The 21,818-nt window shown below is 61.3% G+C and carries 22 protein-coding genes; all 22 read left to right on the top strand.

The window, feature by feature from the left end:
- Positions 1–18: 18 nt before the first annotated feature.
- Positions 19–816, top strand: coding sequence for a ParA family protein (locus tag BM019_RS26210; RefSeq protein ID WP_092421493.1), 798 nt, complete (start codon positions 19–21; stop codon positions 814–816).
- A gap of 9 nt (positions 817–825) precedes the next feature.
- Positions 826–1,698 carry a ParB/RepB/Spo0J family partition protein gene (locus BM019_RS26205; protein ID WP_007924496.1) on the top strand — a complete coding sequence of 291 codons (873 nt, stop codon included), beginning with the start codon at positions 826–828 and terminating at the stop codon, positions 1,696–1,698.
- Between the two features lie 148 nt (positions 1,699–1,846).
- The gene (locus BM019_RS26200; protein ID WP_037004398.1) at positions 1,847–2,254 is read left to right on the top strand and encodes a F0F1 ATP synthase subunit I; all 408 of its coding nucleotides are present in this window, start codon (positions 1,847–1,849) and stop codon (positions 2,252–2,254) included.
- 16 nt (positions 2,255–2,270) lie between these two features.
- On the top strand, positions 2,271–3,140 hold the full coding sequence (atpB, locus tag BM019_RS26195) for a F0F1 ATP synthase subunit A (RefSeq protein ID WP_025806879.1): 870 nt from the start codon (positions 2,271–2,273) through the stop codon (positions 3,138–3,140).
- Positions 3,141–3,273: 133 nt separating this feature from the next.
- Positions 3,274–3,531, top strand: coding sequence for a F0F1 ATP synthase subunit C (gene atpE / locus BM019_RS26190; protein ID WP_002555987.1), 258 nt, complete (start codon positions 3,274–3,276; stop codon positions 3,529–3,531).
- Between the two features lie 57 nt (positions 3,532–3,588).
- On the top strand, positions 3,589–4,059 hold the full coding sequence (locus tag BM019_RS26185) for a F0F1 ATP synthase subunit B (RefSeq protein ID WP_007924504.1): 471 nt from the start codon (positions 3,589–3,591) through the stop codon (positions 4,057–4,059).
- 12 nt (positions 4,060–4,071) lie between these two features.
- Positions 4,072–4,608, top strand: a complete 537-nt coding sequence (locus BM019_RS26180) for a F0F1 ATP synthase subunit delta (RefSeq protein ID WP_007924505.1) — start codon at positions 4,072–4,074, stop codon at positions 4,606–4,608.
- Positions 4,609–4,629: 21 nt separating this feature from the next.
- Positions 4,630–6,174 (top strand): F0F1 ATP synthase subunit alpha, encoded by a 1,545-nt coding sequence (atpA, locus tag BM019_RS26175; RefSeq protein ID WP_007924506.1) that lies wholly within the window; start codon positions 4,630–4,632, stop codon positions 6,172–6,174.
- A 50-nt stretch (positions 6,175–6,224) separates the two neighbouring features.
- The gene (gene atpG / locus BM019_RS26170; RefSeq protein WP_007924507.1) at positions 6,225–7,085 is read left to right on the top strand and encodes a F0F1 ATP synthase subunit gamma; all 861 of its coding nucleotides are present in this window, start codon (positions 6,225–6,227) and stop codon (positions 7,083–7,085) included.
- 27 nt (positions 7,086–7,112) lie between these two features.
- A complete protein-coding gene (atpD, locus tag BM019_RS26165; RefSeq protein ID WP_007924510.1) occupies positions 7,113–8,489 on the top strand; it encodes a F0F1 ATP synthase subunit beta in 1,377 nt (458 codons plus the stop codon).
- Positions 8,490–8,534: 45 nt separating this feature from the next.
- Entirely contained in the window at positions 8,535–8,960 is a 426-nt protein-coding gene (locus tag BM019_RS26160; RefSeq protein ID WP_009041460.1) for a F0F1 ATP synthase subunit epsilon, read from the top strand.
- Positions 8,961–9,075: 115 nt separating this feature from the next.
- Positions 9,076–10,443 (top strand): bifunctional UDP-N-acetylglucosamine diphosphorylase/glucosamine-1-phosphate N-acetyltransferase GlmU, encoded by a 1,368-nt coding sequence (glmU, locus tag BM019_RS26155; protein ID WP_037034405.1) that lies wholly within the window; start codon positions 9,076–9,078, stop codon positions 10,441–10,443.
- A gap of 226 nt (positions 10,444–10,669) precedes the next feature.
- Complete coding sequence (locus BM019_RS26150; RefSeq protein ID WP_009041458.1) at positions 10,670–11,437, top strand: DeoR/GlpR family DNA-binding transcription regulator; 768 nt, start codon at positions 10,670–10,672, stop codon at positions 11,435–11,437.
- Between the two features lie 10 nt (positions 11,438–11,447).
- The gene (glmS, locus tag BM019_RS26145; protein WP_092421490.1) at positions 11,448–13,280 is read left to right on the top strand and encodes a glutamine--fructose-6-phosphate transaminase (isomerizing); all 1,833 of its coding nucleotides are present in this window, start codon (positions 11,448–11,450) and stop codon (positions 13,278–13,280) included.
- Between the two features lie 671 nt (positions 13,281–13,951).
- Positions 13,952–15,031 (top strand): Gfo/Idh/MocA family protein, encoded by a 1,080-nt coding sequence (locus tag BM019_RS26140; protein WP_009041456.1) that lies wholly within the window; start codon positions 13,952–13,954, stop codon positions 15,029–15,031.
- Positions 15,021–16,130, top strand: coding sequence for a DegT/DnrJ/EryC1/StrS family aminotransferase (locus tag BM019_RS26135; RefSeq protein ID WP_009041455.1), 1,110 nt, complete (start codon positions 15,021–15,023; stop codon positions 16,128–16,130). Before BM019_RS26140 ends, BM019_RS26135 begins: the two co-directional genes overlap by 11 nt.
- Entirely contained in the window at positions 16,130–16,642 is a 513-nt protein-coding gene (locus BM019_RS26130; protein ID WP_275668618.1) for an NUDIX hydrolase, read from the top strand. The genes BM019_RS26135 and BM019_RS26130 overlap by 1 nt, the downstream gene beginning before the upstream one ends.
- Positions 16,639–17,745, top strand: coding sequence for a DegT/DnrJ/EryC1/StrS family aminotransferase (locus BM019_RS26125; RefSeq protein ID WP_062824148.1), 1,107 nt, complete (start codon positions 16,639–16,641; stop codon positions 17,743–17,745). The genes BM019_RS26130 and BM019_RS26125 overlap by 4 nt, the downstream gene beginning before the upstream one ends.
- Positions 17,726–19,096 (top strand): NAD(P)/FAD-dependent oxidoreductase, encoded by a 1,371-nt coding sequence (locus tag BM019_RS26120; protein ID WP_092421483.1) that lies wholly within the window; start codon positions 17,726–17,728, stop codon positions 19,094–19,096. The genes BM019_RS26125 and BM019_RS26120 overlap by 20 nt, the downstream gene beginning before the upstream one ends.
- Positions 19,093–19,791 carry an HAD family hydrolase gene (locus BM019_RS26115; RefSeq protein ID WP_092421480.1) on the top strand — a complete coding sequence of 233 codons (699 nt, stop codon included), beginning with the start codon at positions 19,093–19,095 and terminating at the stop codon, positions 19,789–19,791. Before BM019_RS26120 ends, BM019_RS26115 begins: the two co-directional genes overlap by 4 nt.
- A gap of 2 nt (positions 19,792–19,793) precedes the next feature.
- On the top strand, positions 19,794–20,906 hold the full coding sequence (locus BM019_RS26110; RefSeq protein WP_092421477.1) for a fatty acid desaturase family protein: 1,113 nt from the start codon (positions 19,794–19,796) through the stop codon (positions 20,904–20,906).
- A complete protein-coding gene (gene mtnP, locus BM019_RS26105; protein ID WP_092421474.1) occupies positions 20,903–21,814 on the top strand; it encodes an S-methyl-5'-thioadenosine phosphorylase in 912 nt (303 codons plus the stop codon). Before BM019_RS26110 ends, mtnP begins: the two co-directional genes overlap by 4 nt.
- The last annotated feature ends 4 nt before the right edge of the window (positions 21,815–21,818 follow it).

Here is a 21,818-nt window from a genome sequence, read left to right as displayed (position 1 = left end):
TTGGGAACACAAGCAAGAATGGCTAAGGTATTCGCGATAGCGAACCAGAAAGGTGGTGTGGGCAAGACCACCACCTGCATCAACCTCGCAGCATCGCTGGTTGCTACCAAGCGCCGGGTGCTGTTGATCGATCTCGATCCACAGGGCAACGCCACCATGGGTAGCGGTGTGGATAAACATGGCCTGGAAAATTCGGTCTACGACCTGCTGATCGGCGAATGCGATCTGTCCCAGGCCATGCATTACTCCGAACACGGCGGCTATCAACTGCTGCCGGCGAACCGCGACCTGACCGCCGCGGAAGTGGTTCTGCTGGAAATGCAGATGAAGGAAAGCCGTCTGCGCAGTGCCCTGGCGCCGATCCGGGAAAACTACGATTACATTCTGATCGACTGCCCGCCGTCGCTGTCGATGCTCACGCTCAACGCCCTGGTTGCCGCCGATGGGGTCATTATCCCCATGCAGTGCGAATACTTTGCTCTCGAAGGGCTGAGCGACCTTGTGGATAACATCAAGCGCATCTCCGAATTGCTCAATCCGAACCTCAAGGTCGAAGGCTTGCTGCGGACCATGTACGACCCGCGCCTGAGCCTGATGAACGATGTTTCCGCGCAACTCAAGGAACACTTCGGCGATCAGTTGTACGACACAGTGATCCCACGCAACATCCGTCTGGCGGAAGCCCCCAGTTATGGCATGCCGGCGTTGGTCTACGACAAACAGTCCCGCGGTGCCATCGCCTATCTGGCCCTTGCTGGCGAGATGGTTCGTCGGCAACGGAAAAATTCACGCGCAGCCGCTGCCCAGCCAACTTAAGGAATCCCCATGGCCGTCAAGAAACGAGGTCTCGGACGTGGACTGGATGCACTGTTGAGTGGTCCGACTGTCAGCTCGCTGGAAGAACAGGCGGTTCAAGCCGATGTGCGTGAGCTGCAACATTTGCCGCTGGACCTGATCCAGCGCGGCAAGTATCAGCCGCGCCGGGACATGGACCCTCAGGCACTGGAAGAATTGGCGAGCTCGATCAAGACTCAGGGCGTAATGCAGCCAATCGTGGTGCGTCCGATCGGTTCCGGCCGTTTTGAAATCATCGCCGGCGAGCGTCGCTGGCGCGCCAGCCAGCAGGCGGGTCAGGAAACCATTCCGGCGATGGTCCGCGATGTGCCTGACGAAACCGCCATTGCCATGGCGCTGATCGAGAATATCCAGCGCGAAGATCTCAACCCCATCGAGGAAGCGGTTGCCCTGCAGCGCCTGCAGCAGGAATTCCAGCTGACTCAGCAGCAGGTTGCCGAGGCTGTGGGTAAGTCCCGCGTCACCGTAGCCAACTTGCTGCGCCTGATCGCTTTGCCTGAAGTGATCAAGACCATGCTGTCCCACGGCGACCTGGAAATGGGTCATGCCCGTGCCTTGCTGGGTTTGCCGGAAAATCAACAGGTTGAAGGGGCGCGACACGTTGTCGCACGTGGCCTCACCGTACGCCAGACCGAAGCCCTGGTTCGCCAGTGGTTGAGTGGCAAACAGCAGCCTGCCGAACCTGTAAAACCCGACCCGGATATCGCGCGCCTGGAGCAACGCCTGGCCGAGCGCCTGGGCTCTGCGGTGCAGATTCGTCACGGAAAGAAAGGGAAAGGTCAGTTGGTGATCGGGTATAACTCCCTCGATGAGCTTCAAGGCGTCCTTGCACACATCCGCTGAAACATTTCCTCATGTAGCGTGCAGTCGGAAATCACTACCCGGCAGTTGAATAGGGGCTGAACCGCCCCTATACTCTGCGCGCATTTTGTCGGCACAAATTATGCCAAGTTATTGAATTCTGGCAGCCGACCCATGAGGAGCAAGAGTGATGGAAACCCGCACGCCAAACCGCCTGCCGTTCCATCGCTTGGCGGTTTTCCCGGTTTTATTGGCTCAGTTGGTCGTTTTATTGCTGGCCGCCTTGGCGCTCTGGCATTGGCATGGAGTCGTAGCCGGATACTCAGGCCTTTGTGGGGGACTGATAGCCTTGCTCCCCAATGTGTATTTCGCTCATAGGGCATTTCGGTTTTCCGGCGCCCGAGCAGCTCAAGCCATCGTCCGGTCTTTTTATGCCGGCGAGGCGGGCAAACTGATTTTGACGGCAGTGCTCTTTGCATTGACGTTCGCAGGTGTGAAGCCATTGGCGCCGCTAGCAGTATTCGGCGTCTTCGTGCTGACCCAACTGGTCAGCTGGTTCGCTCCCCTGCTTATGAGAACAAGACTTTCGAGACCTTAGGGCGTTTGAGGCAACCATGGCAGAAACAACCGCTTCGGGCTATATCCAGCACCACTTGCAGAACCTGACCTTCGGTCAGCTACCTAATGGCGGCTGGGGCTTTGCCCACACCGCAGCAGAAGCCAAAGAAATGGGCTTCTGGGCATTCCACGTCGATACTCTCGGCTGGTCTGTGGCGTTGGGTCTGATCTTCGTTCTTCTTTTCCGCATGGCGGCCAAGAAGGCAACTTCCGGTCAGCCAGGTGCTTTGCAGAACTTCGTTGAAGTATTGGTCCAGTTCGTCGATGGCAGCGTGAAAGACAGCTTCCATGGCCGTAGCCCAGTGATTGCACCGCTGGCACTGACCATCTTCGTCTGGGTGTTCCTGATGAACGCCATCGACCTGATCCCGGTCGACTGGATTCCTCAACTGGCCATCCTGATCTCCGGCGATGCGCACATTCCTTTCCGTGCCGTATCGACTACCGACCCGAACGCCACGCTGGCCATGGCCTTCTCGGTGTTTGCACTGATCATTTTCTACAGCATCAAGATCAAGGGCATCGGCGGCTTCATCGGCGAGCTGACCCTGCACCCGTTCGGCAGCAAGAATATCTTTATTCAGGCGCTGCTGATTCCGGTGAACTTCCTGCTTGAATTCGTGACGCTGATCGCCAAGCCAATCTCTCTGGCACTTCGTCTGTTCGGCAACATGTACGCTGGCGAACTGGTGTTCATCCTGATCGCCGTGATGTTCGGCAGCGGCCTGCTCTGGCTCAGCGGCCTGGGCGTGGTGCTGCAATGGGCGTGGGCTGTGTTCCACATCCTGATCATCACCCTGCAAGCGTTTATCTTCATGATGCTGACCATCGTCTACCTGTCGATGGCGCACGAAGAGAACCATTAAGACCGGTCTCGACCAGTCTGATGTCCCTCCCGGTCAAACGGGAGGGGGCCCGTCTAGGGCACGATGAAACGATTTGTTTTACCGCTTTAATCTAAAAAACCTAAACCATACGACGTAAAAGTCGGGAGGAAAGATGGAAACTGTAGTTGGTCTAACCGCTATCGCTGTTGCACTGTTGATCGGCCTGGGCGCACTGGGTACCGCAATTGGTTTCGGCCTGTTGGGCGGCAAGTTCCTGGAAGGCGCTGCGCGTCAGCCAGAAATGGTTCCAATGCTGCAAGTTAAAATGTTCATCGTTGCCGGCCTGCTCGACGCCGTGACCATGATCGGCGTTGGTATCGCTCTGTTCTTCACCTTCGCGAACCCCTTCGTTGGTCAACTCGCTGGCTAATCACTCGAATTTTCGAGTTGATTGGTGTGATGGACAACGAACGAGCGAGGTGTTGGCGTGAACATTAATGCAACCCTGATTGGCCAGTCCGTTGCGTTCTTCATTTTTGTACTGTTTTGCATGAAGTTCGTGTGGCCTCCGGTCATCGCGGCTTTGCACGAACGTCAGAAGAAGATCGCGGATGGACTGGACGCTGCCAGCCGAGCAGCTCGCGACCTGGAACTGGCCCAAGAGAAAGCGGGTCAGCAACTGCGCGAAGCAAAAGCTCAGGCAGCCGAAATCATTGAGCAAGCCAAGAAACGCGGTAACCAGATCGTCGAAGAGGCTGTTGAAAAAGCCCGTGTCGACGCTGACCGTGTGAAGGTTCAGGCTCAGGCCGAGATCGAGCAGGAACTGAACAGTGTCAAAGACGCGCTGCGTGCCCAACTGGGTGTGCTGGCCGTTGGCGGCGCCGAGAAGATCCTGGGTGCCACAATCGATCAAAACGCGCACGCGGAGCTGGTTAACAAACTGGCTGCTGAAATTTAAGCGAGGGCGATCATGGCAGAACTGACCACGTTGGCCCGACCTTACGCTAAGGCGGCCTTCGAGCACGCTCAGGCCCACCAGCAGCTGGCCTCTTGGTCAGCCATGCTCGGCCTGGCTGCAGCAGTGTCGCAAGACGACACCATGCGGCGCGTGCTCAAGGCCCCGCGACTGACGAGCGCAGACAAGGCCGCCACGTTTATCGACGTGTGCGGCGACAAGTTCGATGCCAAGGCACAGAATTTCATCCACGTCGTTGCCGAAAACGACCGTCTCCTGCTTCTGCCGGAGATCGCCGCCCTGTTCGACCTGTACAAGGCCGAGCAAGAGAAGTCGGTAGATGTGGAAGTCACCAGTGCTTTTGCGTTGAACCAAGAACAGCAAGACAAACTCGCCAAGGTTCTCAGTGCACGACTCGACCGGGAAGTGCGCCTGCAAGTTGCGGAGGACGCTGCCCTGATTGGTGGTGTCGTCATCCGCGCCGGCGACCTGGTTATCGATGGCTCGATTCGCGGCAAAATCGCGAAACTTGCCGAAGCATTGAAATCTTGAGTTTGAAGGGGCAGCAGAGCAATGCAGCAACTCAATCCTTCCGAAATAAGTGAAATTATCAAGGGCCGCATCGAAAAGCTCGATGTGACCTCCCAAGCCCGTAACGAAGGCACTGTCGTCAGCGTTTCTGACGGTATCGTGCGGATTCACGGTCTGGCCGACGTCATGTACGGCGAGATGATCGAGTTTCCGGGCGGTGTCTACGGTATGGCACTCAACCTCGAGCAAGACTCCGTAGGTGCCGTTGTACTGGGCGCCTACACGACTCTGGCTGAAGGCATGAGCGCCAAGTGCACCGGCCGCATCCTCGAAGTTCCGGTTGGTAAGGAACTGCTGGGTCGCGTAGTCGACGCACTGGGTAACCCAGTTGACGGCAAAGGTCCGCTGAACAACACCGAGACCGACGCGGTCGAGAAAGTTGCTCCAGGCGTGATCTGGCGTAAGTCGGTAGACCAGCCTGTACAGACTGGTTACAAGGCTGTCGATGCCATGATCCCTGTCGGCCGTGGCCAGCGTGAGCTGATCATCGGTGACCGTCAGATCGGTAAGACCGCTCTGGCGATCGACGCGATCATCAACCAGAAAGACAGCGGCATCTTCTGCGTATACGTGGCTATCGGTCAGAAACAATCGACCATCGCCAACGTTGTTCGCAAGCTGGAAGAAAACGGCGCTCTGGCCAACACCATCATCGTGGCTGCCAGTGCTTCCGAATCCGCTGCCCTGCAATTCCTGGCACCGTACTCCGGTTGCACCATGGGCGAATTCTTCCGCGACCGCGGTGAAGACGCGCTGATCGTTTATGACGATCTGTCCAAGCAAGCAGTGGCTTACCGCCAGATTTCCCTGCTGCTGCGCCGTCCACCAGGCCGTGAAGCTTACCCAGGCGACGTGTTCTATCTCCACTCCCGTCTGCTGGAGCGCGCATCCCGCGTTTCGGAAGAGTACGTAGAGAAGTTCACCAACGGCGCGGTAACTGGCAAGACCGGTTCCCTGACCGCACTGCCGATCATCGAAACCCAGGCTGGCGACGTTTCCGCGTTCGTTCCGACCAACGTGATTTCCATCACCGACGGTCAGATCTTCCTGGAATCGGCCATGTTCAACTCCGGCATCCGCCCGGCAGTGAACGCCGGTGTTTCGGTATCCCGTGTAGGTGGTGCCGCTCAGACCAAGATCATCAAGAAGCTGTCCGGTGGTATCCGTACCGCCCTGGCTCAGTACCGTGAACTGGCGGCATTCGCCCAGTTCGCTTCTGACCTGGACGAAGCGACCCGTAAGCAACTTGAACACGGTCAGCGCGTTACCGAGCTGATGAAGCAGAAGCAATACGCGCCTATGTCCATCGCTGACATGTCGCTGTCGCTGTATGCCGCTGAACGTGGGTTCCTGACTGACGTCGAAATCGCCAAGATCGGTAGCTTCGAACAAGCGCTGATTGCTTACTTCAACCGCGATCACGCCGATTTGATGGCGAAGATCAACGTGAAGGGTGACTTCAATGACGAAATCGACGCTGGCCTGAAAGCCGGTATCGAGAAGTTCAAGGCCACCCAAACCTGGTAAGCCGCAGCGGGGGCCGCGAGGCTCCCGCTTGCTAACCTGATAGGTGTTACATGGCAGGCGCAAAAGAGATTCGCAGTAAGATTGCGAGCATCAAAAGCACGCAAAAGATTACCAGCGCCATGGAAAAAGTGGCGGTCAGCAAAATGCGCAAGGCACAAATGCGCATGGCTGCTAGCCGTCCTTACGCGGAGCGCATCCGCCAGGTTATTGGTCATCTGGCCAACGCCAACCCGGAATATCGCCACCCGTTCATGATCGACCGCGCAATCAAGCGCGTCGGTTATATCGTGGTGAGCAGTGACCGTGGTCTGTGCGGTGGTTTGAATACCAACCTGTTCAAGGCTTTGGTCAAGGACATGGCGGTAAACCGCGAAAATGGCGTCGAGATCGATCTGTGCGTGGTTGGCAGCAAAGGTGCGGCTTTCTTCCGTAACTTCGGCGGTAACGTCGTCGCTGCAATCAGCCACCTGGGCGAAGAGCCGTCGATCAATGATCTGATCGGCAGCGTCAAGGTGATGCTGGATGCCTACCTGGACGGCCGGATTGACCGCCTGTCCGTGGTGTCCAACAAGTTCATCAACACCATGACGCAACAGCCTACGGTGGAGCAGTTGATTCCGCTGGTGGCAACCCCGGATCAAGAACTCAAGCACCACTGGGACTATCTCTACGAACCGGACGCCAAAGAGCTGCTTGACGGCTTGATGGTTCGCTACGTGGAGTCGCAGGTCTACCAGGCGGTGGTCGAGAACAACGCGGCTGAACAAGCTGCGCGGATGATCGCGATGAAGAACGCTACCGACAACGCCGGTGATTTGATCAGCGATTTGCAGCTGATCTACAACAAGGCGCGTCAGGCTGCGATCACCCAAGAGATCTCGGAAATCGTCGGCGGCGCTGCCGCGGTTTAACGGTTCAAATATTCAGAGGATCCAGCTATGAGTAGCGGACGTATCGTTCAAATCATCGGCGCCGTTATCGACGTGGAATTTCCACGCGACAGCGTACCGAGCATCTACGACGCCTTGAAGGTTCAAGGCGCCGAAACCACTCTGGAAGTTCAGCAGCAGCTGGGCGACGGCGTGGTACGTACCATTGCGATGGGCTCCACCGAGGGCTTGAAGCGCGGTCTGGACGTCAACAACACTGGCGCAGCCATCTCCGTACCGGTCGGTAAAGCGACCCTGGGCCGGATCATGGACGTACTGGGCAACCCGATCGACGAAGCTGGCCCGATCGGCGAAGAAGAGCGTTGGGGCATTCACCGTCCTGCGCCGTCCTTCGCTGAACAAGCTGGCGGCAACGACCTGCTGGAAACCGGCATCAAGGTTATCGACCTGGTTTGCCCGTTCGCCAAGGGCGGTAAAGTCGGTCTGTTCGGTGGTGCTGGTGTGGGCAAAACCGTAAACATGATGGAACTGATCCGTAACATCGCCATCGAGCACAGCGGTTATTCCGTGTTCGCCGGTGTGGGTGAGCGTACTCGTGAGGGTAACGACTTCTACCACGAGATGAAGGATTCCAACGTTCTGGACAAAGTGGCACTGGTATACGGCCAGATGAACGAGCCGCCGGGAAACCGTCTGCGCGTAGCTCTGACCGGCCTGACCATGGCCGAGAAGTTCCGTGACGAAGGTAACGACGTTCTGCTGTTCGTCGACAACATCTATCGTTACACCCTGGCCGGTACCGAAGTATCCGCACTGCTGGGCCGTATGCCTTCCGCAGTAGGTTACCAGCCGACCCTGGCTGAAGAGATGGGCGTTCTGCAAGAACGTATCACTTCGACCAAGCAAGGCTCGATCACCTCGATCCAAGCGGTATACGTACCTGCGGACGACTTGACCGACCCGTCGCCAGCGACCACCTTCGCCCACTTGGACGCCACCGTCGTACTGTCCCGTGACATCGCTTCCCTGGGTATCTACCCAGCGGTAGATCCACTGGACTCGACTTCCCGTCAGCTGGACCCGAACGTGATCGGCAACGAGCACTACGAAACCGCTCGCGGCGTTCAGTACGTGCTGCAGCGCTACAAAGAGCTGAAGGACATCATTGCGATCCTGGGTATGGACGAACTGTCCGAAGCCGACAAGCAACTGGTATCCCGCGCTCGTAAGATCCAGCGCTTCCTGTCGCAGCCGTTCTTCGTGGCTGAAGTCTTCACTGGTTCTCCAGGCAAATACGTTTCCCTGAAAGACACCATCGCTGGCTTCAAAGGCATCCTCAACGGTGACTACGACCACCTGCCAGAACAAGCGTTCTACATGGTCGGCGGCATCGAAGAAGCGATCGAGAAAGCCAAGAAACTGTAATCCCGGCGCCCGGCAACGGGCGCTAATTTAGGTTGAGGCAAGCAGATGGCTATGACAGTCCATTGCGATATCGTCAGCGCGGAAGGGGAAATCTTCTCCGGTCTGGTCGAGATGGTGATCGCACACGGCGAGCTCGGGGATCTTGGTATCGCCCTGGGTCACGCTCCGCTGATCACTAATCTGAAACCAGGTCCGATCCGCTTGATCAAGCAGGGCGGGGAAGCCGAGGTGTTCTACATCTCCGGTGGTTTCCTCGAGGTTCAGCCGAACATGGTCAAGGTTCTTGCCGACACCGTGCAGCGTGCTGCCGACCTGGACGAAGCCTCCGCTCAGGAAGCCGTCAAGGCTGCTGAGAAGGCCCTGAATGAAAAAGGCGCAGATTTCGACTACGGTTCTGCTGCTGCACGTCTGGCCGAGGCCGCAGCCCAGCTGCGTACCGTCCAGCAGATCCGCAAGAAGTTCGGCGGCTAAGCCGCGGGATTTCCGCGTGATTGATTAAAAAGGGTAGCCTCGGCTACCCTTTTTCTTTTTTTGCAATTCACCTCATGGTCGCAACCGCTGACCCCCCCAGGATTGGTAGCCAGTCATGTCTCTCGAAATCGTTATTCTCGCTGCCGGTCAAGGCACTCGCATGCGTTCGTCGTTGCCGAAAGTGCTGCACCCGGTGGCGGGCAACTCCATGCTTGGTCATGTTATCCACAGCGCCCGGCAACTCGATCCACAGCGTATCCATGTCGTCATCGGTCACGGTGCCGATGCGGTGCGTGAGCGCCTGGCGGCGGACGACTTGAATTTCGTGCTGCAGGACAAACAGCTGGGTACCGGTCACGCCACCGCCCAGGCGGTGCCGTTCATTACCGCCGACACTGTGTTGATTCTCTACGGTGACGTGCCGCTGATTGAAGTCGAAACCCTGCAGCGCTTGCTCAAGCACGTTGTTCCCGGGCAAATGGGATTGCTGACCGTGGAGCTGGACGACCCGACCGGGTATGGCCGGATCGTTCGCGATGCCGACGGCAGGGTAGCAGCCATTGTCGAGCACAAGGACGCCAGCGAAGCGCAACGCGCTATCACCGAAGGCAACACCGGCATCCTTGCCGTGCCGGCCAATCGCCTTGCCGACTGGATGAGTCGTCTGTCGAATAACAACGCCCAGGGCGAGTATTACCTGACCGACGTGATCGAGATGGCGGTCAGCGATGGTTTGTTGGTGGCCACCGAGCAACCGCACGATCCGATGGAAGTGCAGGGCGCCAACGATCGCAAGCAGCTGTCCGAGCTGGAGCGTCATTACCAGTTGCGCGAAGGTCGGCGCCTGATGGCTCAGGGCGTGACCCTGCGCGACCCGGCACGTTTCGATGTGCGCGGTGAAGTGACGGTGGGCCGCGACGTGCTGATCGACATCAACGTGATTCTTGAAGGCCGCGTGGTCATCGAGGACGACGTGGTGATCGGCCCGAACTGTGTGATCAAGGACAGCACCCTGCGCAAGGGCGTGGTGATCAAGGCCAACAGCCATATCGAAGGTGCGGTACTGGGTGAAGGCAGCGATGCCGGTCCGTTCGCCCGCCTGCGCCAGGGCACTGTTCTCGAAGCCCGTGCCCATGTGGGTAACTTTGTCGAGTTGAAGAACGCACGCATGGGCGAGGGCGCCAAGGCCGGGCACCTGGCCTACCTGGGCGATGCCGAGATCGGTGCGCGCAGCAACATCGGCGCCGGCACCATCACCTGCAACTACGATGGCGCCAACAAGCATCGGACGGTGCTGGGCGAAGACGTCTTCATTGGTTCCAACAACTCGTTGGTGGCACCTGTGGATATCCAGGATGGCGCGACCACGGCGGCCGGTTCCACCATCAACCAGACTGTGGAAAAAGCCCAGCTGGCCGTGGCCCGTGCCCGACAGAAGAACATCGACGGCTGGAAACGCCCGGTGAAAATCAAGAAAAGCTGAGTTATCCACAGCCGATGCAAGGTCGGTGCTGTTCGCTCTACCTATCGTGAGCAAACTCGCGGCTACAGGACTGATACCCATCCTTCTGTGGCCGCGAAGCGTCATCCCTGTGGATAATTCCTTCAGGCTGTTATCCACAGCATTTTTTCATTTCCCTCGCTTGACGAATTTCCGGCAATAGGTTTTGATTGCTTCCGTTATCTTTCGAATCGAAACTTAAGTGCTCATGTCGAAACGCAATACGCCCCAGCGCCGTCACAACATTCTGGCCTTGCTCAATGAACAGGGCGAGGTGAGCGTGGATGAGCTGGCTAAACGCTTCGAAACTTCGGAAGTTACGATCCGCAAGGACCTGGCGGCCCTGGAGAGCAACGGCTTGTTGCTGCGGCGCTACGGCGGCGCGATCACCATGCCGCAGGAACTGGTCGGCGATCTCGGCCAGCCAGTCTCCCCCTATAAACAAGCCATCGCCCGCGCGGCGGTGGCGCGGATTCGCGAACACGCCCGCATCATCATCGACAGTGGCAGTACCACCGCGGCCATGATTCCCGAACTCGGCCAGCAGCCGGGCCTGGTGGTCATGACCAACTCGCTGCATGTGGCCAATGCCCTGAGCGAACTGGAGCACGAGCCGGTACTGTTGATGACCGGCGGTACCTGGGACCCTCACTCCGAGTCGTTCCAGGGGCAGGTTGCCGAGCAGGTATTGCGTTCCTACGACTTCGACCAGCTGTTTATCGGTGCCGACGGCATCGACCTGGTGCGCGGGACCACCACCTTCAACGAGTTGCTCGGCCTGAGCCGGGTGATGGCCGAGGTGGCGCGGGAAGTCGTGGTGATGGTCGAGGCCGACAAGATCGGCCGCAAGATTCCCAACCTGGAGCTGCCCTGGAGCAGCGTCCATACCCTTATTACCGATGATCGCCTGCCTGCAGAGGCCCGCGACCAGATTCAGGCCCGCGGCATCACGCTGATTTGCGCGGCAGTCATCTAGGAGAGAAACCATGTGTGGAATTGTTGGCGCCGTTGCTGAACGGAATATCACGGCCATCCTGCTCGAAGGTCTCAAGCGTCTCGAATACCGCGGCTACGACAGCGCCGGGGTGGCGGTCCTGACCAACGATGGCAAGCTCGAGCGCATGCGTCGTCCGGGCAAGGTCAGCGAGCTGGAACAGGCCCTGGCCGGCGAGCCGCTGGTCGGTCGCCTGGGCATCGCCCACACCCGCTGGGCCACTCACGGCGCGCCATGCGAGCGCAACGCCCACCCGCATTTCTCCGGCGACCTGGCGGTGGTGCACAACGGCATCATCGAGAACCATGAAGTCCTGCGCGAGCAACTCAAGGGCCTGGGCTACGTGTTCACCTCGGACACCGACACCGAGGTCATCGCCCACCTGCTGGAGCACAAACTCAAGGACCTGGGCGACCTGACCGTGGCCCTGAAAGCCACCGTCAAGGAACTGCATGGCGCCTATGGCCTGGCCGTGATCAGCGCCAGCCAGCCGGACCGCCTGGTTGCCGCCCGCAGTGGCAGTCCGCTGGTGATCGGCCTGGGCCTGGGGGAAAACTTCCTGGCTTCCGACCAACTGGCCCTGCGTCAGGTAACCGACCGCTTCATGTACCTGGAAGAGGGCGATATCGCCGAGATTCGCCGCGACAGCGTGCAGATCTGGGATGTCGACGGCAAAGCGGTCGAGCGTGAAGCCGTGCAATACCGTGATGGCGCCGAGGCCGCCGAGAAGGGCGAGTTCCGCCACTTCATGCTCAAGGAAATCCACGAGCAGCCAGCCGTGGTGCAACGCACCCTCGAAGGCCGCCTGAGCCCGAACCAGGTGCTGGTCCAGGCTTTCGGTCCACAGGCCGCCGAGCTGTTCGCCAAGGTGCGCAACGTGCAGATCGTCGCCTGCGGCACCAGCTACCACGCCGGCATGGTTGCCCGTTACTGGCTGGAAGAACTGGCCGGGATTCCGTGCCAGGTCGAAGTGGCCAGCGAGTTCCGCTACCGCAAGGTGGTGGTGCAGCCGGATACCCTGTTCGTGACCATTTCCCAGTCCGGCGAAACCGCCGACACCCTGGCCGCGCTGCGGAATGCCAAGGAGCTGGGTTTCCTCGCCAGCCTGGCGATCTGCAACGTCGGTATCAGCTCGCTGGTGCGTGAGTCCGACCTGACCCTGCTGACCCAGGCTGGTCGCGAAATCGGCGTGGCATCGACCAAAGCCTTTACCACCCAGCTGGTTGGTCTGCTGCTGCTGACCCTGTCCCTGGGTCAGGTCCGCGGCACTCTGGGCGAAGGCGTCGAAGCCACCCTGGTGGAAGAACTGCGGCGCTTGCCGACCCGCCTGGGCGAAGCCCTGGCGATGGACAGCACGGTGGAAAAAATCGCCGAGCTGTTCGCCGAGAAGCACCACACCCTGTTCCTCGGTCGTGGCGCACAGTTCCCGGTGGCGATGGAAGGGGCACTCAAGCTCAAGGAAATCTCCTACATCCACGCCGAAGCCTACCCGGCCGGCGAACTCAAGCACGGTCCGCTGGCCCTTGTGGATAACGACATGCCCGTCGTCACCGTGGCGCCGAACAACGAGTTGCTGGAGAAGCTCAAGTCCAACCTGCAGGAAGTCCGTGCCCGTGGCGGCGAGCTGATTGTCTTTGCCGACGAGCAAGCGGGCATGACCAACGGCGAGGGCACGCATGTTATCCACATGCCGCATATCCACGACATCCTGTCGCCGATCCTCTACACCATCCCGCTGCAGCTGCTGTCTTATTACGTGGCGGTGCTCAAGGGCACTGACGTCGACCAGCCGCGCAACCTGGCCAAGTCCGTCACGGTGGAGTGAGTTATCCACAGCCGGGCTGATTTTTCGGCCCGGTCGGCGCTTTGACAACGGGCCTATATGGCCCGTTGCCTTATGTCCGGATTATTCAAAACAATATGATGAAACGATATAGCAACTGATTTGCACTCCGAAAAAGGCTGATCTATACATCCAAGCCACACATTGATGAGGTGTGTGCAAAGCAAGGGCTCACGGAACCGGAGCTCCTGCATAACAAGGGATAGAAACAGCGCTTCAAGGATGATTCAGCCATGCATGCGTATCGGCATTTCGGTCGTTGTTCCGTTTTTAAACGAAGCCACAATTCTTCGATCCAGGTTTTCGGCCAGGTAGCTCATTGCCACCGGCGCTCGATTCGACCTGATTCCCCTCCTACCTATCGCCTTCGCGGCGCTATCCCTTCTGCCCATCGCGCCTCTATGGCTCCTCGGCATCAGCCGGGTGTCGGCGTGTGGCGAGAAACATCCGAGTGTTCCACCCGGGTGACCCTGGGCAACAGCCCGAACGGACTCTGTAAAGGTGATCCGTTGTTCTGAGGCAATCCTGCCTCGATTGAAGCGAATGTCGGACCGGATCGGCTCACCCCGCAGGTGACCCGAGGCGGATCCCGTGTAGTCGTTCGTCCAACCTTTTTATGACGCAGTACCCACTTTTCCAGGATGGAGATGGTTATGACTGTACTCAGAGTTGGCATCGTCGGCCTCGGCGCGCAGATGCAAGAAAACCTGCTGCCCACGCTTCTGCAAATGCCGGATATTCGCATCGTCGCGGTGTGCGACAGCGACTTGAACCGCGCCGGACAGATTCACCGCTTCATCTCCGAGGTCGCGATCACCGACGACTTCGACGACATGCTCGATACCGCTGCGCTGGATGCGGTGGTCATGGCGTGCCCGCCCCAGGCGCACCGCGACCTGGCGATCAAGGCAATGGCCAAGGGCGTGCACGTCTTCGTCGAGAAGCCACCGTGCTTCACCCTCGCCGAGCTCGAATACCTGATCGGCGCGGCGCGCCAGGCCCAGGTCGTCACCGGCGTGGGCATGAACTTCAAATATGCCAAGCCCATGCGCCAGCTGCGCGATATGACGCGCACCGAGCAGTTCGGCAAGGTCGTGCACATCCAGCTCAACCACTATGCGAGCAAACCCACCGCGCCGCTGTGGGGGCTGGATTCCACACTGCGTTCGTTCCTGCTGGCCCAGGCGATCCACACCATCGACCTTGGCGTGACCTTCGGCGGCGGCGAATTGCGCGATATCGAATCCCGGGTCCAGCGCCACGAGGACTCGCTGCTGGTGAGCCTGGAGCTCGGTTTCAGCTCCGGCGCGACGGTCAGCCTGCTGAGCGGGACGATGTTCCCGTACTTCGAATTCGACATGAAGATCGTCAGCTCCAATTCGATGATGGTCGAGCTCAACAACCTCTGGAACATCACCCTGCACGAGCCGGTGCATGGCACCGGGGCAACCGGCACCGCCAAGCGCTGGCGCGGCGCGTGGCAGCCAGGGCCACTGGATTCGGGTTATGAGCGCAGCGGCTATTTCGGCGAACTGGAGAAGTTCTTCGACGCGGTGCGCAACCGTACGCCTTACGAGGCCAGCTTCGAGAGCCTGCTGCCGACCTTCCGGGTGATCGAGCAGATCTGTCATGCCGACAGCGCCCGCGCCGATGTCGCCCCCGTGCTTGCCCTCCACTCCACCCATGCCGCCAAGTCCCCTGCCTTTCTCGGAGCTCAGACCAATGTCCTCTAATCTCTCCAGCGCCGCCCGCATCTCAGTTTCCGACAAATACCGTCCGGTGTACGCCGACGATCTGCTGACCTTGCAGAACACCCTGGAACGGCCGCTGTCCGGCACCAGCGATGTGGTGGGCGAATACGAGGCCAAGCTGGCAGCCTGGTTCGAGGCGCGGCATGCGATCGCGGTCTCCTCGGGTGGCGCGGCCCTGAGCGTGGCGATCTACGCCGCCGGCGTCGGTCCCGGCGACGACGTCCTGCTGACGCCGAGCTGCCCGCTGTGCACCATCTATCCAATCATCGCCGCGGGCGCCAACCCGATCTTCGTCGACACCCGCCGTCACGGTTTCGGCGCCGACCCGGAATCGATCAAGGCCCGCATTACCCCGCGGACCCGGGCGATCATCGATATTCCGATGTGGGGCTACCCCACCGAAGTCGATGAGCTGCAAGGCCTGACCCGCGAGCTGGGGATCAAGCTGATCCTCGACCTGGCGCATTCCCATGGCAGCACCCTCAATGGCCGGCCGCTGTCGGCCTACGGCGACCTGTCGTGCTTCAGCACCCACGAACGCAAGCCGCTGGCCACCGGCGAGGGCGGATTCATCCTCACCGACGACGACCAACTGGCCCAGCGTTGCCGCGACTACAGCCGCTTCGGCAACCTCAACGGCAAGGATTTCGGCCTCAACTACAAGCTGGCCGCGCTGCCCGCCGCCCTGGGCGCCAACCGCCTGGACTCGCTGGCCGCGCAGATCGAGCAGCGCCGCGCCAATGCCACCTACTTCCTGCAGCAGCTCGACCACAGCAAGGTGCGGGAAAAGGTCATCATCGAGGGCGGGCGGACCAACTACTACTTCCTCAACCTGGAGCTGCATTTCGCCGACAACCGGGCCTTCATCGATTACCTGGACGAGGCGGGCATCCCGTCGGACATCAAGCGCTACGGCTGCAAGGCGCTCTATGAGTTCCCGGCGTTGGCCCAGTACCGCAACGACTGTCCCAACGCCGAGGCGCTGCTGGCCAGCATGACCACCATCCCGGTCCATCCGGACATCACCCGCGCCGAACTGGATTACATGGCCGAACGGATCAACCAGTACGGGGCCGCATGATGACGGACGTTCCTGATCGTTCGACCCTGGACCGGCATTTCACGGCCTCGGCGTTCGTGTTGAACCCCGACCGCAAGATGCTCCTGCTGCACCACCGCAAACTGGGGGTCTGGCTGTATCCGGGCGGCCATATCGAGCAGGGGGAAACCCCTGATGTGGCGGTGCTGCGCGAGATCTACGAAGAAACCGGGATTCACGCCGCCCTGCTGGGCGAGCGTGACTTGGAACTGGCGGATGCCGAGACCGACGTCACTGTGTTGCACCAGCCTTACCGGATCCTCTGCGAATACATCGATGACAAGCACGGGCCGCATTACCACCTGGACCTGATCTACCTCACCGCCACCGACCTGCGGGCTTGCCCGCCGGAGCGCGAGGTGGAAAACGCGCGCTTCTTCAGCCGGCAGGAAACCGCCGAGCTGAAGATGTTCCCCAATTTCCGGCGCATGGTGGACCGGGTGTTCGCCGATGCCGAGGTATGGGACATGGTCGGCCGGAAGGTGGCGCCATGAACCAGGCCCTTGCTCAACAGGCCCGGGTCATCGCGGACAAGTGCGGCCACGATACCCCCGACGATGTGCCCGAACTGCAACGCGCCCTGGCGACAGGGCTGACCGGCACCTCGCAGATCGTCGAGGACTACGAGACCGCGCTCGCCGTGTTGTACGGCGTGCGCCACGTGATCGCCGTGTCGTCGGGGGCCGCTTCGGTCACCGCGGCACTGGCCGGCGTGCGGTTCCAGCCGGGGGACGAAGTGATAGTCGCGCCCACGTGCCCGATCTGCACCGTCCTGCCGATCCTGTCCCTGGGCCTGGTCCCGGTGTTCTGCGATGTGGCGCCGGACAACTTCGGGCTCGACCCGGATGACTTGCAACGCTGCATCGGCCCGCGGACCTGCGCGGTGATCGAGGTGCCGATGTGGGGGTATCCGGTTGCCTCGCATACCACCTGGGCCACCACGCGCCAGGCCGGCATCCCGCTGATCCAGGACCTGGCCCATGCGCACCTGACGCGCCTGAACGGCAGCTGGCTGGCGCAGCATGGCGACATCAGCTGCTTCAGCACCCACGACTGCAAGTTCATGTCCACCGGCGAGGGCGGTTTTGTCATGACCGATGACGACGAGCGCGCCAGCCGTATCCGCGCCTACACCCGGTTCGGCAACCTCACCGGCGAAACCCTGGGCATCAACCTCAAGCTCGGCGGCCTGCAGGCCGCCCTCGGGCTGGCGCGTTCGCGGCAGCTGGAAAGCCGCTTGCACCAGCGCCAGGCCAACCGCCGGCAACTGCTGGAGCAACTGGACAACCCGGCGCTCCGCGAACTGCCGCTGACCCCAGGTGGAGAGGCCAACGCCTATGCCTTGCTGTTGCAGGCGGTGGGGCACGACGGGCGTGAACTGGTGCACTACCAGCAGCGTCACGGCATCCCTTCGGACATCGGCAAGTACGACAACCAGCCGCTGTACCAGCTGCCGCTGCTGGCGCAGTACCGCCGCGATTGCCCCAACGCCGCCCGGTTGCTGCGTTCGCTGACCACGGTGCCGCTGCACCCGGGCCTGGCGGGCGACGACCTGGCTTACATTGCAAAGGTGCTCAATGACTACTCCCCAGCCTGATACCGCCACGGGCGGTCGACATGCCGTGGTCATCGGCGGCAGCGTGACGGGCTGCCTGACGGCCGCGGTCCTGGCCCGGCGTTTCCAGCGGGTCACGGTGATCGAGAAGAGCGATTTCTTCGACGAGACCGGGCCTCGCCAGAGCCTGCCCCAGGAGCACCACGTCCACCTGTTGCTGCTGCGCGGCAAGCAGATCATCGAAGGCATCTTCCCCGGCACCCTGAGCGCCCTGGAGCAGGGCGGCGCGCAAGTGGCCGACCTGGGTCACGACGTGAAGTGGTACCAGGGCGGGCGTTGGAAAAACCGCTACCGCAGTGGCATTTATGCCCATTATTGCAGCCGGCGCCTGATCGACAACCAACTGCGCCGGGCCTTGCTCGGCGTGCTGAACGTCGAGGTGCTGTCGAGCACCCGGGTCACGCAGATCGAGTTCACCGGGGTCGATCCTTCCCGGCGGGTCGAGGCGGTGACCGTCGACGATGGCCACGGCGAGCGGACGCTGCGCTGCGACCTGCTGGTCGACGCCAGCGGGCGTGGCACGCGCTTGCCGACGTGGCTGAAAGAGGCCGGCTTCGGCGAGGTCGAGACCAGCGTGGTCAAGACCGAGCTGGGTTATGCGTCGCGCATCTACCGGCGCCTTCCGGCCTATGCCGAGCAGTGGCAGGTCCTGCTGGTGCTGCCCAAGGCGCCGCTGCAGCGTTCCATGGGAGTGATCAGCCCGATCGAAGGCGACCGCTGGATGGTCACCACCGGTGGCTGGTTCGGTCACTTTCCCGGCAACGACCCGCAGGAGTTCCTGCAGGCGCTGGCGGCGCTTCCGGTGCCGGATATCCATGAGGTGATCCGCGACGCCGAGCCGCTGTCGCCGGTCTACACCTTCAAGATGCCCGGCAGTCGCCGCACGCACTTCGATCGGGTCGAACACTGGCCGGCTGGGCTGCTGGTGGTCGGCGATGCCCTGAGCAGCATGAACCCGCTGTACAGCCAGGGCATGACCATCGGCGCGCTGGAGGCCGATTGCATCGACCGCCACATCGACCAGGTATTGCAGGGCGGCCAGGGCTTTCGCCAATTGCAGGGCCGCTTGTGCGAAGTGGTCGATGGCGCCTGGAGCATGGCCACCACCGAAGACTTCCGTTTTCCCGAAACCGTTGGCCAGCGCAGTTGGCGCACGCGTTTCCATCATTGGTACGGCGCCGGCCTGGGCCAGGTCTCGGCGAACAATCGGCGGGCCCTGGAAACCCAGATTGGCGTGACCAACCTGGTGATGGAGCCGAGCAAGCTCTACACACCGGCGATCGCCTCGCGCATCGCCCTCAACGCCCTTCTTGCGGAGAAAACCCGACCATGATCGATGATCGACTGCACTTCTCGGGGATCGAACACCTGGTCTTCGACTGGAACGGCACCCTGATCGACGACATCGCCCTGGCGGTCAGCGCGGTCAATCGCTGTGGCGAGCGCTATGCGGTGCCGCCCATCGATGCCGTGCGCTACCGGGCGCTGTTCGACTTTCCGATTGCCGATTTCTACGCCTCCCTGGGGTTCGACCTGCAGCGCACGCCCTTCGCGCGAATCGTCGAGCACTACCTGGAGCATTTCGATACGCATGTCGCGCAGTGCCCGCTGCACGATGGGGTATTCGAGGTGCTGGAAGCGGCGCGCAATGCCGGCATCGGCGTCTCCATCGTGTCCGCCTCGCATTGCGACGTGCTGCGCAAGACCCTGGAAGCCAAGGGCCTGCTCGGACATTTCGAGCATGTCGTGGGGCTGAGCCACAACCAGGCCACCAGCAAGACCGCCGAGGCCCTGATGCTGCAGGAAAAGCTCGGCACACCGGCCGGGCGCACCCTGTTCATCGGCGACACCCTGCACGACTACGACGTGGCGCGGGCCGTCGGCTGGCAGCCGCTGCTGGTCAGCACCGGCCATCAGGACATCGACCGCCTGCGGCAGGCCGACGCCCCGGTCTTCAGCGGCTTGGGCGAACTGCTGGGCCATTACGCCAGTGGCGAGCGGCGCGCCGTCGTTCACGAGGGGGCCTGATCATGGACACCGAGCACATGGTCCTGCTGGGCCTGATCGCTGTTTCGCTGTTGTTGCGCGCGCTGGTGGCGTTTTATTACCGGGATGCGCAGCGGGTGCTGCGCCTGCTCAAGCTGATACCGCGCCTGGAGGGGCGGCGGGAGCAGTATTACCGCCCGCTGGATACCTGGTTCGCGCCGCTGCCCTTTGTCTGGACATGGCTGGATATAGTCGCCGCGGTGCAGGCGGCGTCGATCTATTCGTCGCCGCTGGCCTGGCTGGCGGTGCTGCTGTGGAGCGGCGGGCGCATGCGCGCGTTGCAGGAGTTCGGGCACAACGCGGTGCACTTCGCCCTGTGTCGCCACCATGCCTGGCAGTGGTGGCTGAGCAACGTGTTCTACCAGTTCCCGATGTTCAAGCGCGACATGCGCAGCCGGCACCAGACCCACACCCTGGAGCACCATCGCCACCCCAACCATCCGCAACTCGACCCCAACCGCGCCCGGGTGCATGCCGGCGGCTACGTGGCGGGCCTGTCGCCCAGCGGTTTCTATGCGCTGTTGCTGTACCCGCTGACCCCCCGCGGGGCCTGGGTGAACCTCACCACCCTGGTGCGCAGCAGCCTGCTCAACCATTCCCGCCTGACCACCCTGGTGCGGTGCCTGAGCGTGGCGGCGGTGGCGGCGTTGCTGTACGCCTTCGGCGGCTGGAAAGGCGTGTTGTTCGGCTGGTTGCTGCCGTTGCTGACGTCCTATCCGGTGTTTGCCTGGATCTCGCTGCTGACCGAACACCGCTGGTTCATCGAGGGCACCGCGCGCAATCGCCGTGAGCTGGAATACCTGGCGGGCCGGCCCACCGATTACTTCGGGGTTTCCGGCTGGCTGGTGCGGGTATTCATCGCCCCGACGTCCGACGCCTATCACCTGGCGCACTCCCTGTACCCCGGCGTGCGCTGGAACTACCTGCCGGCGATCGACCGGCACCTGAAAATCCACGAACCGCGCTACAGCAGCAACGCCAGCGAAGGGTTGCTGTTGCCTCGCGGCAATGCGCCCACGGCCCTGTCCGAACTCTATGAGCGCCTGGTGTGCACCGAACACGAACCGTCCCCCCTGAAGTCGAGAGGTAGCCTGTGACCCATTCCACTCCAACCCAGCACGTTCAACGTATCGGCATCATCGGCGGCAGCGGCCTGCAACAGCTGCCTGGCCTGCAGGACATTCAGCAAGTGGAATGCACGACCGCCTTCGGCACGCCGTCGTCGCCGCTCACCCTGGGCACGCTCAATGGCGTGCCCGTGGCCTTTGTGCAACGGCATGGCGTGGGGCACGTGATCCCACCGGCCTCGATCAATGCCCGGGCCAACATCGCCGCGCTGCGCAGCGTCGGTTGCACGCAATTGCTGTCGGTCAGCGCGGTGGGCAGCCTGACCCACGACGCGCCTCCCGGCAGCTTTGTGCTGATCGACCAGTACATCGACCGCACCATCCAGCGGGAAAAAACCTTTTTTGGCCCCGGGCTGGTCGGCCATGTGCCCTTTGGCGAGCCGGTCTGCGCGCGCATGCGTGGCGTGCTCGCCGAGAGTGCCGAGGCCGCCGATATCCAGGCGCGCAATGGCGGCACCTACGTGGTCATGGAAGGCCCGCAGTTCTCCACCCGCGCCGAGTCCCACCTGTACCGCCAGTGGGGCGGCACGGTGATCGGCATGACCGCGATGCCCGAAGCCAAGCTGGCCCGCGAGGCCGAGCTTTGCTACGCGATGATCGCCATTCCGACCGATTTCGACTGCTGGCACGAATCCCACGAGCCGGTGAACGCCACGCTGGTGGCGCAACGCATGGCGGACACCTTCAACCTGACCCGGCGCCTGGTGACCGAAGCCGTGACGCGCCTGGGCCAGCATGCCGGTGCCTGCCCCTGCGGTTGCGACCGCGCCCTGGACACCGCGGTGATGACCGCGCCCGAGCACCGCGACCCGCGCATGGTCGAGCGTCTGTTGAGCGTTGCGCCCCATGCCACTCATCTCTCTGCGAGCAAGGAATAAAGCG

This window comes from Pseudomonas sp. NFPP07 (genome assembly GCF_900115645.1).
Classification (GTDB): Bacteria; Pseudomonadota; Gammaproteobacteria; order Pseudomonadales; family Pseudomonadaceae; genus Aquipseudomonas; species Aquipseudomonas chlororaphis.
This window is presented reverse-complemented; position numbering and strand designations above follow the sequence as displayed.